The 13,423-nt window shown below is 70.0% G+C and carries 11 protein-coding genes; 6 read left to right on the top strand and 5 right to left on the bottom strand.

The annotated features are described in order from the left end of the window. Positions 1 to 24 precede the first annotated feature (24 nt). The gene (cynR, locus tag ACFP1Z_RS27610; protein WP_390320366.1) at positions 25 to 930 is read right to left on the bottom strand and encodes a transcriptional regulator CynR; all 906 of its coding nucleotides are present in this window, start codon (positions 928 to 930) and stop codon (positions 25 to 27) included. A gap of 133 nt (positions 931 to 1,063) precedes the next feature. Here cynR and ACFP1Z_RS27605 point away from each other — a divergent pair, with 133 nt between their 5' ends. The 3 genes from ACFP1Z_RS27605 (at position 1,064) to ACFP1Z_RS27595 (ending at position 2,822) form a co-directional block, all read left to right on the top strand. Then, positions 1,064 to 1,663, top strand: coding sequence for a carbonic anhydrase (locus ACFP1Z_RS27605; protein ID WP_390320365.1), 600 nt, complete (start codon positions 1,064 to 1,066; stop codon positions 1,661 to 1,663). Positions 1,664 to 1,766: 103 nt separating this feature from the next. Beyond that, a complete protein-coding gene (cynS, locus tag ACFP1Z_RS27600) occupies positions 1,767 to 2,237 on the top strand; it encodes a cyanase (RefSeq protein ID WP_390320364.1) in 471 nt (156 codons plus the stop codon). Positions 2,238 to 2,315: 78 nt separating this feature from the next. After that, positions 2,316 to 2,822 (top strand): nucleoside deaminase, encoded by a 507-nt coding sequence (locus ACFP1Z_RS27595; protein ID WP_390320363.1) that lies wholly within the window; start codon positions 2,316 to 2,318, stop codon positions 2,820 to 2,822. Here the strand turns inward: ACFP1Z_RS27595 and ACFP1Z_RS27590 are convergent. After that, on the bottom strand, positions 2,809 to 3,345 hold the full coding sequence (locus ACFP1Z_RS27590; RefSeq protein ID WP_390320362.1) for a hypothetical protein: 537 nt from the start codon (positions 3,343 to 3,345) through the stop codon (positions 2,809 to 2,811). The genes ACFP1Z_RS27595 and ACFP1Z_RS27590 overlap by 14 nt on opposite strands. 683 nt (positions 3,346 to 4,028) lie before the next feature. Between ACFP1Z_RS27590 and ACFP1Z_RS27585 the strand changes: the two genes are divergently transcribed. Continuing rightward, positions 4,029 to 5,243, top strand: coding sequence for an RNA-guided endonuclease InsQ/TnpB family protein (locus ACFP1Z_RS27585; RefSeq protein WP_390320361.1), 1,215 nt, complete (start codon positions 4,029 to 4,031; stop codon positions 5,241 to 5,243). An 80-nt stretch (positions 5,244 to 5,323) separates the two neighbouring features. Then, positions 5,324 to 5,782, top strand: coding sequence for a Rossmann-fold NAD(P)-binding domain-containing protein (locus ACFP1Z_RS27580; protein WP_390320360.1), 459 nt, complete (start codon positions 5,324 to 5,326; stop codon positions 5,780 to 5,782). Between the two features lie 73 nt (positions 5,783 to 5,855). Here the strand turns inward: ACFP1Z_RS27580 and ACFP1Z_RS27575 are convergent, their stop codons facing one another. The 3 genes from ACFP1Z_RS27575 to ACFP1Z_RS27565 form a co-directional block, all read right to left on the bottom strand. Then, positions 5,856 to 7,250, bottom strand: a complete 1,395-nt coding sequence (locus ACFP1Z_RS27575) for a S10 family serine carboxypeptidase-like protein (protein ID WP_390320359.1) — start codon at positions 7,248 to 7,250, stop codon at positions 5,856 to 5,858. 27 nt (positions 7,251 to 7,277) lie between these two features. Beyond that, complete coding sequence (locus ACFP1Z_RS27570; protein ID WP_390320358.1) at positions 7,278 to 8,501, bottom strand: phosphatidylserine decarboxylase; 1,224 nt, start codon at positions 8,499 to 8,501, stop codon at positions 7,278 to 7,280. A gap of 608 nt (positions 8,502 to 9,109) precedes the next feature. Beyond that, complete coding sequence (locus ACFP1Z_RS27565; protein ID WP_390320357.1) at positions 9,110 to 10,528, bottom strand: amino acid permease; 1,419 nt, start codon at positions 10,526 to 10,528, stop codon at positions 9,110 to 9,112. Positions 10,529 to 10,904: 376 nt separating this feature from the next. Here ACFP1Z_RS27565 and efeU point away from each other — a divergent pair, with 376 nt between their 5' ends. Next, complete coding sequence (gene efeU / locus ACFP1Z_RS27560; RefSeq protein WP_390320356.1) at positions 10,905 to 13,220, top strand: iron uptake transporter permease EfeU; 2,316 nt, start codon at positions 10,905 to 10,907, stop codon at positions 13,218 to 13,220. Positions 13,221 to 13,423: the final 203 nt, after the last annotated feature.

Below are 13,423 nucleotides of genomic sequence, written 5' to 3'. Positions count from 1 at the left end.
GTATCTCCTCGGTGCCGGTGCGCTTCACGGGGCGAGACTGTAGCCGCGGGCCCGCACGAGTTCTCCGGTGAGGCGGGTGAAGGCCCGGGCCGCGGCGCTGTGGTAGGCGCCGTCGCGGCTGAGCAGGGCGACCGTACGGGCGGGCAGCGGCGGCCGCAGCGGGACGGGGGTCAGGTGGGGGTGGTCGTGGGCGAGGGCGTCGGGCAGGACGGTGGCGAGCGGGGTGCGCCGGACGATCTCGACGAGGGCCTGGATCGAGTTGGCCTCGACCGCGATCCGGGGGGTGACACCGTGCCGGGCGAGATAGGCGTCCACGTGGCCCCTGGTGGCGAAGTCGCCGCTGAGCAGGGCCAGATGCCGCTCCGTGAGCTCTGCTACGGGCAGCGGGCGCCCCGGGCCGGCGCCCTGGGCGGCACCCGCGACCAGGCTGAGGGTCTCGGTGAACAGGGCGGCCGCCGCGATGCCCGGCTGGTGCGGTCCGTCGAACGCGATACCCAGGTCGAGTTCGTCGGCGAGCAGCGCCGACTCGATCCGCTCCTGGGACAGTTCACGGACCGTCAGGGTGATCCCCGGGTGACGGGCATGGAGTTCGGCGGTGAGCGGGCCGACGAGATAGGCCGTGAACGTGGGCGTCGTCGCCAGCCGCAGATGGCCGCGCGAGAGGTCCTGGAGATCGTGGACGGCGCGCTCGGCGGCGGCCAGATCGCGCAGCGCGCGCCGCGCGTGACGCGCGTAGGTCTCCCCCGCGTCCGTCAGCCGCACACCGCGCCCGCCCCGGTCCAGCAGCTGCGCACCCACCGTGCGCTCCAGCTGCTTGATCTGCTGCGACAGCGTCGGCTGGGAGATGTGCAGGTCCTCGGCGGCACGGGTGAAGTTGCCGTGCTCGGCGACGGCGAGCAGATAGCGCAGGTGACGCAGTTCCAGGGCCATGCTCCCGACTCTAGACGCGACTATAGATGACAGCAATAGCAATCATGGTCAACAACTCTTGGACTCTATAGAGCCAGCTCATGCATGGTGGATCTCGCCGGCCCACGGGACCGGCACCACCGAAGGGAGTGCCATGCAGGACCTCGCTCAGGGCGTCGCGCGTTTTCAGCGGGACGTCTTCCCGGCCAAGGCGGAGCTCTTCGCCCGCCTCGCCGACCGGCACACGCCGCGCACGCTGTTCATCGGCTGCTCCGACGCCCGCGTCGTACCGGAGCTGATCACCCAGGGCGAGCCCGGCGAACTGTTCGTCATCCGCAACGCCGGCAACCTCGTGCCCGCGCACAGCCCCTTCGCCGGCGGGGTGGCCGCGAGCATCGAGTACGCGGTCGCCGTGCTGGGCGTGTCCGACATCGTGGTGTGCGGGCACTCCGGCTGCGGAGCCATGACCGCCCTCGCCGAGGGCCACGAGCCGGCCGGCGCCCCGGCCGTCGCCGCGTGGCTCCGGCACGCGGACGCGGCCGTGGCCCGTACCACCGCCGCGCCCGGCACCGACAAGGTCGCGACCCTGGTCCGGCACAACGTCCTCGCCCAGCTCGCCAATCTCGCCACGCACCCGTCCGTGGCCCGCGCCGTGACCGGGGGCACGCTCACCCTGCACGGCTGGGTCTTCGACATCGCCACCGGCGGCGTCGAAGAACTCGACCGCGAGGGCGCCGGCGCCTTGGCCGACTGAACCACATCCCCGACAGACCTGCTGCCCCGGGCCTCGACCGGCCCGGACCGGCAGTGACGACCCATCCGCCGTTCCACGCCGTTCCACAGGAAAGGAACCTCCCATGCAGCATGCCCAGTTCGACCCCACCGCCCGCCGGCAGCTCGCCGTCACCGCCGTCGAGGCCAAGACCCGCCGCGACCTGACCTGGCAGCAGATAGCCGACGCGGCCGGCCTGTCCGTCGCCTTCGTCACCGCCGCCGTCCTCGGCCAGCACCCCCTGCCGGAGACGTCCGCCCGGGCCGTGGCCGAACTCCTCGGCCTCGACGACGACGCCGCCCTGCTGCTGCAGACCATCCCGACCCGCGGCTCCCTCGACGGCGGCATCCCCACCGACCCGACCATCTACCGCTTCCACGAGATGCTCCAGGTCTACGGAACCACCCTCAAGGCCCTGATCCACGAGCAGTTCGGCGACGGCATCATCTCCGCGATCAACTTCAAGCTGGACGTGAAGAAGGTCGCCGACCCCGAGGGCGGTGAGCGCGCCGTCATCACCCTCGACGGCAAGTACCTGCCGACCAAGCCGTTCTGACCCGAGCGGCACACGCGACCCAGGGGCGGGCCGCACACCGGCCCGCCCCGCCCCCCCCGCTTCACCAGGAGGTTTTTCGTGGACTTCGCGCAGCGCACCATCGACATCGCCCGCCGTAACGTCACCGAGGGCGGCCGCCCGTTCGCGACCGTCATCGTCAAGGACGGCGGGATCCTCGCCGAAAGCCCGAACAAGGTCGCCCAGACCAACGACCCCACCGCCCACGCGGAGATCCTCGCCATCCGCGAGGCGTGCACAAGACTGGGCACCGAGCACCTGACGGGCTGCACCATCTACGTGCTCGCCCACCCCTGCCCCATGTGTCTGGGATCCCTCTACTACTGCTCGCCCGACGAGGTCGTCTTCCTCACCACCCGCGACGCCTACGAGCCGCACTACGTCGACGACCGCAAGTACTTCGAACTCGCCACCTTCTACGACGAGTTCGCCAAGGACTGGACCGAACGCCGCCTGCCCATGCGCCACGAGCACCGCGCCGGAGCGACCGACGTGTACCGCTTCTGGCAAGAGCGCAACGGCGGGGAACGGCGCGTGCCGGGCGTCCCGGGGACTACAGCCAGCTGACCCGCGCGCTCGTCGCCGAGTCCCCCGACGGCCGGGCCAGCTCTCCCGCCCACACCCGGTCCAGCAGCCGGCGCACCGTGTCGGTGATCTCGGGGACCGCGGCGCGCAGATCGGCCGCGTCCGTCGGCGCGAGCTCGTCGGCGGACACGCCCGTCTCCTTCAACAGGCCCGTGATGTCCGAGAGTTTGGCCGCCAGCCACGACAGCGGGTCGGCGGACAGCTCCTCGACGAAGACGCGGTGACCCGGCTCCCAGCCGTCGATGTGCGGATGGTGGTGCGTACGGTCGAACGTGGCCGGCGCGGCGTTCGCGTCCTGCAGGAGGTCGACCCGCCACAGCGGCCGGCCGATCGTGACCGGCCGCGCGGCGTAGATCGACCCGGTCACCTCCCCGCGCTCGAACAGCCGCAACTCCAGCCGCACCCCGCGCTCGGGGCTCTCCTGCCCCGGGATCGGATCCGGATCGATGAAGTACAGGTCGCTCACGACCACACCGACCCGCTCGAAGGCGAACGCGTACAACATGCCGACCTCCTCGGACTGCTCCGGGACATGTGCGCCTGAGCCTACGCACACCCTCCCCGCTGTCACGGGGCCCGAATCGGCCAAGGCGGCGTTCTCGGAGGCACGGTCTTCATCGGCCGCGCGATCGTCGAAGACGCCCTGCGCGACGGCTGCGACGTGACCCTCTTCGGCCGGGGCAGAACCGGCAAGGACCTGTTCCCGGAGGCACCCAGGCTCATCGGCGACCGGGACACCGGTGACTATGAGGCGCTGCGCGAGGGCAGTTGGGACTCGGTCGTCGACGTCAGCGGCTACGTCCCCCGGCACGTCCGGCAGGCCATGGACGTGCTCGGCGACCGCGTCGGCCGGTATCTGTTCGTCTCCAGCCACGCGGTGTACGAGCGCGCCGGACTGCGGCCCGGCGCGGACGAGGACATCCCGCGCCGCGCGCCCGTACGGGACACGGAGCGGCTCCACCGCCCCGGCAAGGTGGCCGGACCGCACGACCCGATGGAGACCTTCACCAAATTTATCCGAGGAGGCCCCGGCGTTGACGCCGGGGAGGCGTCGGACTCCTGCGGAGCAGGACAGCGGTTGTGGTTTCGCTGTCAGGGCGAAATGGCGTCCGCTGTCCCGGCGGGTGAGGGGCGCCAAAAAAATCAATCAGGGCTCAACTGGCCGTCTTCTCCGGTAGGTTGGCGTGCGTGGCTGCGGGAGGGAAGGCGGAGGATGCCGGGCATGTCCGGTACACCTACCGTCTTCGCCTGTCCGCTTCGGCGCGGCGTGATCTTGAGGCTGAGTGGGGCCGCTGCCGCTGGCTGTGGAACGAATGCGTCGCGAAGTCCCAGCAGGTGCACGCACGGGGCAGGGCCACCGGGGAGAAGCCGGCCTGTGGCCCTGCCCTGCTCGACAGGATGCTGACCGGGGCGCGCAGGAGCACCCCGTGGCTTGCGGAGGGCTCCAGCGTTCCCCAGCAGCAGGTGATACGGGACTTCGCGAAGTCGCGGGCGAAGGCGCTGAAGGACATCAGGAACCGCTTGCCGGTACGGCAGCGGGCCGGGATGCCCCGCTGGAAGAAGAGACGCGGCTCGCTCCCGTCGCTGAACTACACCAAGAACGGATTCCGGCTCAAAGACGGCCGTCTGCATCTGGCGGGCGGGATCGTCGTACGTCCGGTGTGGTCGCGCCAGTTGCCCAAGCCGCCCTCGTCGGTGCGCGTGTACCGGGACAGCGTGGGGCACTGGTGGGCGTCGTTCGTCGTCCCTGCCGTGACCGAGGAGCTGCCTGCCACCGGGCAGGTGATCGGGATCGACTGGGGCGTCAAGGAGATCGCCACCACCACCAGCGACGGCCACGACCTTCCCCACCCGCAGCACGGCAGGACCGCCGCGCAGAAGCTCGCCAAGTACCAGCGGATGATGGCCCGCAGGAAGCCGAAGAAGGGACAGGCCGCCTCGAAGGGCTACCGGCAGGCGAAGCGGCAGACCGCGAAGCTGCACCGCAAGGTTGCGGCCCAGCGGCAGGACACCGCCCGCAAGTGGGCCAAGAAGGTCGTCCGCGACCACGACGCCATCGCGGTGGAGGACTTCAGGCCGAAGTTCCTCGCCAGGACCACCATGGCCCGCAAGGCCGCCGACGCCGCGATCGGTGCCACCAAGAAGGCCCTGATCGGGATAGGCCGCAAGCACGGGCGGGATGTCCGCTTGGTGCACCCCGCGCACACCACGATGGACTGTGCGCAGTGCGGAGCGAGAACCAAGCACGCACTCCCCCTCTCCGAACGAACGTATACCTGCACCGTGTGCGCAGCCGTGTCCCCCCGGGACAAGAACTCCGCCCGCGTCATGTCCCCCAGCTACCGCTGGGAGGTGCCCCCAGGTCCGGGCTGGTCTCTGTCCCGGCTAGCGCTGATCGTGTAAGACCTGTACCCCCGCCGGGGGTCAGGCGACGTGAGCTAGGAATCCCCCTCGGTTTACGAGGGGGAGGAGTCAACTACTGGGTGCGCCGGGCCGCGCGCGGCGGCCGGGTGGCCCTGCCCGGCGACCCCGCGCAGCCGGTGCAGGTCGTGGACGTACGCGATCTGGCGCGCCTCGTGGTGCGGTTGCTCACCGACGACCGGCCCGGGGCCTTCCAGGCGGTGGGCCCGGCGGAACCGGTCACCCTCGGTGGCCTGATCGAGACCTGTGCCCGCGTCGCGGGCAGCCGGATCGAGATCGTGCCGGTGCCGCGCGCCGCGGCGCCGGCGGCGTTCCCCCTCGTCCGCGACAACTGGGCGACCCAGCAACGCAGTCCGGCCCGCGCCCGCGCGGCGGGCCTGCCCGCCACCCCGCTGGAGGTGACCGCGGCCGACGTCCTGGCCTGGGACCGGGCCCGGGGCGAGCCGCCGCTGGGGTGCGGGTTCACGGACGAGGAGGAACGGGCGGTGCTGGAGCGGTGGGGTGGCGGGGGCGCCGGGTGACTCGTGCGCCCCCGCCGGTCTTGCGTGCGGGGAGTTCCCTCCGGCTGATGCCGGGGCGGCCGCCGGGTGGGGGTCAGGAGGATCCGCCGGTGCTGCCGTTGCGCGGCTTGGACAGCTGATCCGGGTCGTAGCCGTGGAAGGGGCGCGCGAAGAGCCAGTTGTAGAGCATTTCCCGGCAGATCTGCGGCTGGAAGGCCGGCACCTCGTGTCCGGAGTCGGGGATACTGACCTGGGTCAGGTTCCCGAGGCTGCGGACGAATCCCTTCGGATTTCCCTGGGCCTGCGTCCAGATCAGCCGGGGGGCGTTGCGCCACTCTCCTTGTCGGCCCATCCGCTCCATGAGGTCGTCCAGGATCTCCTCGGTGCTGCGGTATCCGCAGGCGGTGTCGAAGTTCCCTGTGTAGAGAAGCGTCTTGCAGCCATTGCCGATGAGCTCGGCGTACAGCTCGGAGCAGTCCGTCATGTTGTCCTCTGCCAGCGCGTCGGCCACCGGGCCCGCGTTGTCGTAGAACTGCCAGGTGACTTCCGGGGGAACGTGCAGCGCCTTCTTCACCGCCTCGCTGCCGAGGTAGGCGCGCACTGCCCCCATGGGCAGGTCGTCCCAGCGCCGGACGTCGTAGAAGTCGAAGGTCCCGCCGTATTCCAGGACCGTGGCCACCAGGGCGTTGCCGAGCCGGGTGGCCTTCTTCAGCTCTCCCGCCTGGAGCGCGGCCTGGTAGACGCCGTAGGACTCGTACAGGGAGTCCCTTTGGCCGATACCGAGGAAGCCTGTCGTGTAGGCATAGTCGATCAGGACGCGGAGCGAGAGCTCGGGCCTGATCCAGCCGTTGCCGACGGAGATCCCCTGCAGATTGATCTGCCGTCCGTCGGCGTTGAGGCGGTTCTGCTTGCGGATTTCCCGGGCGATCGCCGGTACGTACTTGCCGCCGTAGCTCTCGCCGCAGACGTACAGCGGGCACTGCACGTACTCCGGGTGCGAGTCGAAGAACTTCTGCAGGCCCTGGTAGAACATCTGGCTGAGGGTGTCCTCGTCGTACACGTGCTCCTGGTCGTCGGAGTAGCTGTAGCCGGTCCCGATGGGCTGGTCCCAGTAGACGACGTGCGCTTCCTGGTTCCAGGAGTCGGTGCGCACCGATATCGTCCCGGCGGCATCGTCGGCGATGGTCAGCGGCCCGTTCTCCAGGAACAGCCCCATCAGGGAGGAGGCGCCGGGACCGCCGTTCAGCCAGATCAGCAGTGGCGTCCGGCTGATCAGGTCCTGTTGGTCGGGGACCGCGACGTGGGGGTTGCAGGTCTGGCTCTCGAAGAACCAGTAGAACAGGTGGTTCTGGGTGCCCGGGTTCTCCGTGCTGTCGATGTGCGCGTGTCCGGCGTAGGAGCGGACCTTCTTGGTGTCCTTGGTACAGAAGCCGATGCTCCGGGTGTTGGCGACGTTCGCCGGTATCGAGACAACCAGGTCCGATGACACGGTTCACCTTCCCGTTCGGCGGTGGGTTCAGGGAGCCAGAGGGCGCAGGCGCAGGGACTGACGGTGATAGGAGCGGTTGAACAATCCGGCTGTGCGTTCCGGCTGTTCCAGGACGCCGATGCGCTGCCCCTGGAGCATCTGCAGTGCGGGGAACCGGTCCTTCTCGAAGAGCAGGATGTTGAGCGACCCGCCGTACATGAAGTTCCCGATCTTCTCACCCTTGGCCACCGGGACCGGACGCTTGAACGGGGGTGTGAACTTGGGCAGGAAGTTCACGGACGCGATCGAGTTGAGACCGACGGGCACCAGACCGACGTACTGTTCGCCCACGAGATGTCCGTCGTCGTCCTTGTCCTCCGTCCTGATGATGACGTATCCCCGGCGGAAGTTGTCGAACATCGAGTAGTCGTAGCCGTAGCCGACATCGCCCTTGTCGAGCAGCTCGGGGAAGTCCCGCATCCCGTAGTAGACACCGCCGATGTCAGCACGGGCCGCCACCACTTCACCTGCCACCGGGGCGTGATACCAGTGGTAGCTGTCGGGCATCAGGATGCACGACACCGCCGTGCCGCCGATGAACCTCTCGGCGCATTCGGCACCGTCGAGCAACTGGGCGATGTTCATCGTCACCGACTTGACCGGGATCGGCGTGGTGTCGGTGAGCTCGTCGACGATCATGTTGATGACGCAGTCGGCCGGGGCGACGACCACGCTGTTGTCGCCCGGGGCGCTGATGGGACGTACCTTTTCGGCATCGCTGAGCTCGCGGACGAAGAACTCGTTGAAGGTCTTCCAGTCCTTGTGCTCGTAGTCCTTCATGCGCTTGGGACCGAGTTCCGCGACCCACCTGTGGATGAGCTGTTGTGCTTCCGGCGTCTCCTCGTCCATCTGCAGGCCTTGCAGATGGGTGAAGTCGGCGGTCATCTCGTACCCCGGCCCGCAGGTCAGGAAGACCATGCCGTAGTCGTTCTCGTAGTTGAGCCAGCTGAACTTCTCGATGTAGTCCAGGCCGGTGTGGACCCCGGGCTGCCAGTGGTACCACTCGGTGAAGAAGCTGCACAGGAATTCGATGTCCTGGTTCTTCCAGTCGCAGCGTACTTCCTTGGGTGTGTCGTCCGGGTACGGCACCACGTTCCTGACAGCGGCGTCGTACATGGTCTTGAAGCCCTTGTGGTCGTCCCCGTACCACGTGCGGATCTTCCGGAGAAACCCGTCGAGGGTGGTCGAGAACTGTTCGCGGCCCTGCGGCACTTTCCTGTCCCCTTCCGCGCCAGGGATGTTGGCCCGGGCAAGACTGGCCCGGGCCCGGACTGCCGCGGAAGAGGGGGATCCCGACAGGAATACGTTCCCTGCCAAGCGGACACCTCTCGGTCCCCGCATCAGTGGGCAGCAACCGCCGCACGAACACCGCGCGAGCCCCGCGTCACCTTCCCACCGGCCCCACGGCCGAGCCTCGCGCTGCTGCGCAACTCCAGTGCCCCCAGCTGGAAGCAGTGCACAATGACCAGGATCCGCTCGGTCGAAACAAGCCGGTCCCCGACATGACCGTGCCCGCTCGCACGGGGCGGACCGGGCACGGCGTGCGGTTACCGGGGGGCCTGTTTCGCGCCGGTGATGACGACCGGGTCACCGTTGAAGACCCCGCCGAAGCAGCTGAAGCCGGTTGGACTGAACGGGTCGTTGACGACAACTCCGCCATCGTCGACGCACTGGAAGCCGGTGACCACGGGCTGGTGCGCCGCCGCCGACGCCGTACCGGTGGTGGCGAACAGCGCCCCGCCGCCAGGGCCAGGGCCCCCAGAACACGGCGAAGGCCGGTTCCCGTCACGGGAACCGGCCTTCGCCGCTGAAGAGCGGGATCAACGGGCCGCCGCGGCCCGCTGCTTGAGATATCCGGTCACGGCCAGCGTCACGGCCAGCGCGCCCGTCGAGTACAGCTGCACGCGCGTGCCCGCGTCGAGCAGCATCAGCACCAGGACCCCGACGACCCCGGCCAGCGCCACCCACGTCAGATACGGGAAGCCCCACATCCGCACGACCAGCTTCGCCGGCGCCTCGCGCTCCATCCGGCGGCGCAGCACCAGCTGCGAGGCGGCGATGAAGCCCCACACGATGAGGACCACCGCGCCGACCATGTTCAGCAGCCACGCGAAGACGGTCGTGGGGTACCAGTAGGAGAGCAGCACGGCGAAGAAGCCGAAAGCGGAGGAGGCGAGCACCGCGCGGCGCGGCACGTTCCCGGAGACCTTCCCCAGCACCTTCGGGCCCTGGCCGCGCGAGACCAGCGAGTAGGCCATGCGGGAGGAGCCGTAGATGTTGGCGTTCATCGCCGAGAGCAGCGCGATCAGCACGACCACGTTCATGATCTGTCCGCCGCCGGGAATGCCGAGCCGATCGAGGACGGCGGCGTACGGGCCGCTCTCCGTGACCGACTGGTCGTTCCACGGCAGCAGCGTGACGATCACCAGCATCGAGCCGACGTAGACGATGCCGATCCGCCACATCGTGGTGCGCACCGCGCGGGCCACGCCGCGCTCGGGGTTCTTGGACTCGGCGGCCGCGATGGTCACCGTCTCCAGGCCGCCGTAGGCCGCGACCGAGGCCAGCAGACCGACCAGCCACCCGCTGACGCCCGTGGGCATGAAACCGCCCTCGTGCAGCAGGTTCGTGGTGCCGGGGGAGTGCGTGCCGGGCAGGACGCCCAGGATCGCGAGGAGGCCGAGGCCCAGGAAGAGGGCGATCGCGCCGATCTTCAGGGCCGCGAACCAGAACTCGAACTCGCCGAAGTTCGACACGGCCGCGAGGTTGCTGCCGCAGAACATCGCCATGAAGACGAGCACCCACAGCCACGACGGGGTGCCCGGGAACCAGCCCTGCATGATGTGCGCCGCGCCGATCGCCTCGATCGCCACGCCCACGACCAGCAGCGTCCAGAACATCCAGCCCGCGGTGAAGCCCGCCCACGGTCCGATGGCGCGGTCGGCGTGCACGGAGAACGAACCGGAGGCCGGGTTCGCCGCCGACATCTCGCCCAGCATGCGCATCACGAACATCACGAGCAGTCCGGACACCGCGTACGCCAGCACGATCGACGGGCCGGCGGCGGCGATCCCGGCGCCGGAGCCCACGAAGAGGCCCGCGCCGATGACACCGCCGAGGGCGATCATCGAAAGGTGCCGCTGCTTGAGGCCGTTCGACAGCGAGGAGCCCTGCTGCTGCGAGGACTCCTCGGCCTGGGACCCGGGCTGCGGGGGAGGAGAGGTGATGGTCCGGCTCATGGTCGCGCCTGTCCACTATGCGAGATCAGAAAGCACGAGTATGAACGGGCCTGCGGGGATCCGCTTCAGGCGTCCGTTATCCGGACGTTTGCTTCACGCACGGTGATCGCGACGCGGCAGTAATTCGTCCGCACGGTTCCGCCCGCAGAGTTCCGTGAAGTGCGTCCGGAATTGCCCTTGTCAAGACCTATACCGGAAGCACGCCATCTCTTGACGACATTCTTGTAGAGCACTAAGGGTTACCTAGCTAAGGTGTGGCTTCGCTAACCAGGGTGACCGCGGTCGGCAGCAGACGGATGTCCGCCGACGGCGGCCGCCAGGGGCTCTGCTGCCGCGGCCGGGGTGCGAACGCCGGCGCCGCGCCGGGGAGGGCAGTATGTGGGACGACGCGTTTCCGAGCTTCCTGATAGGTCTGCGGGAAGGGCTTGAGGCCGGACTCATCGTGTCCGTCCTCGTCGCCACCCTGGTCCGCGCGGACGCCAGGTCCCGCCTGCCGCAAGTGTGGACGGGCGTCCTGGGCGCGATGGCCCTCTCCCTGAGCTTCGGCGCGGTGCTCACGTTCACCGCGGCCACCCTCTCGACGACCGCCCAGGAAGCCTTCGGCGGCTTCCTCAGCGTCGTCGCCGTCGCCTTCGTCACCGCGATGGTCTTCTGGATGCGGCGCTCCGCCCGCAACCTCTCCGGGCAGATCCGGGAGAAGGTCACCGGCGCGCTCGCCATGGGCGCGGGCATGCTGATCGTCACCTCCTTCCTCGCCGTGGGCCGCGAGGGACTGGAGACGGCGCTGTTCCTGTGGACCACGGCCCGGGCCGCCGGCGAATCCGCCGGCCCCCTCACCGGAGCCGGCGCCGGACTCGCGATCGCGGCCGGGCTCTGCTGGGGCCTGTACCGCCGCGTCCTGAGGATCAACCTGACCCGGTTCTTCACCGCCACCGGCATCGTCCTCGTCGTCATCGCCGCCGGCGTCCTCGCCTACGGGCTGCGTGACCTCCAGGAAGGCGACGTCCTGCCCGGCAAGGCCGCCCTCGCCTTCGACCTGGGCGGGAGCGTCGACGCCGGCTCCTGGTACAGCGCGCTCGTCCAGGGCGTGTTCAACCTGACCCCGGCCATGACCTGGCTGCAGGCTGTCGCGTACGCCGGCTACTTGGCCGTGGTGCTCACGCTGTTCGTACGCGGTACGCGTGCGGCGGTCGGCACGGCCGCGAACCGGGCTGCTCCGCAGGGGGATCGCGGTGCCGCGCGGCAGCCGGAAGGTGGCGTGGCGGCGGGAGCGCCGGAGCAGGGGCCCGCGGGTGACGCGGACTTGGCCGCTCCCGGGGAGGGCCGTGTCACGGCGCGGCAGGCCGGGGAGTCCGTTGCGGCAGGGGTGCCTGGTGCCGTACCGGAGCAGGGACCCGCAGGCGACGTGGACTCGGCCGCTCCCGCAGCGCGGCAGCCCGTTTCGGGCGAGGCATCGGAACCGGCGCCGGAGGCGGTCCCGTACAGCCGTCCCGGTGCCCCGCAGCAGACCCCGGTCTCTTCGAGGCCCCCGCGGCGTCGTCCCGTGTGGGTCGTGCCGGTTGCTGTCGTCGCCGTTCCGGCCGTCGTCGCCGGGGTCGTCGTCGCCTTCAGTGGGTCCAAGCCCGCCGGCGCGCAGACCATCGCCGTCTCCGAGACCGAGTGCGGCAAGGGATTCCGCGCCCCCGAACCCGGCCGGCAGACCTTCCGGATGCGCAATACCGGCGACAAGGCGTCCGAGGTGTACCTCGTCGACCCGGGGAGCAACGCCGTCTACGGCGAGATCGAGGGCCTGGCCCCCGGTACCAGCCGTGACCTCGTCGCGACCGTCGGCGGCGGTACGTACGCCTGGCGCTGCGTGCCCACCGGCGGCAAGGCCGTCACCTCCGCACCCGTACGCGTCAGCGGCGGCGGCACCACCCGGGCCGTGACCCCGGTCTCCGAGAGCGACCTGGCCGCGCCGCTCGACGCCTACAAGAAGTACGTCGCCGACGGCCTCGCCACCCTCGCGACGCAGACCGACAGGCTCGCCGCCGACATCCAGGGCGACGACCTCGGCGCCGCCCGCGCCGACTGGCTCACCGCGCACCGCACCTACGCCTCCCTCGGCGCGGCCTACGGCACGTTCCAGGACTTCGACAAGAAGATCAACGGGCGTACGGCCGGGCTCCCCGACGGCGTCGGCGACAAGGACTTCACCGGCTTCCACCGCGTCGAGTACGGGCTGTGGCACGGCCGGTCCGCCGAGGAGCTCCGCGCCCCCGCCGAGCAGCTCGCCCAGGACGTCAAGGACCTGGGGAAGGCCTTCCCCGGCCAGGACTTCGCCGCCTCCGACCTGCCGCTGCGCACCCACGAGATCCTGGAGAACACCCTCCAGTTCGAGCTCACCGGCGACGCCGACCAGGGCAGCGGCACCACCCTCGCGACCGCCGACGCCAACCTCGCGGGCACCCGTGAACTCCTCGACGTGCTCGGCCCGTTGCTCGACCGGCGCGACCCGAAGCTGCTCGGCACCGTGCACGCGGGTGTCGACCGACTGCAGAAGCTCCTCGACGCCGCGCACCAGGACGGCCGTTGGACCCCGGTCGACCGGCTCGACGCCGGCAGCCGGGCCCGGCTGAACGGGGCCACGGGCCAGCTCCTCGAAGACCTCGCCCCGATCCCCGACCTCCTGGAGATCCGCAAGGCCGCCTGAGGCCCCCGCAAGGCCGCCTGAGACCACGGTCCGTCCGGCGACCCCGGCGACCCCGGCGACCCCGGCGTCCCCCACGCCCCCGTTATGTTCTTCGCGGTCCTGCAAGAGGGCCGCTGGCCTCCGGGCCCGGCATGGCTGTTCCCCCCTGTCGAACCGATGACCTGGGGGGTGGTGCCACCGGGCCCGAGAGGCGCCGTTGGAGA

Origin of the sequence: Streptomyces gamaensis, assembly GCF_042656465.1 — a bacterium.
GTDB lineage: Bacteria > Actinomycetota > Actinomycetes > Streptomycetales > Streptomycetaceae > Streptomyces > Streptomyces gamaensis.
This window is presented reverse-complemented; position numbering and strand designations above follow the sequence as displayed.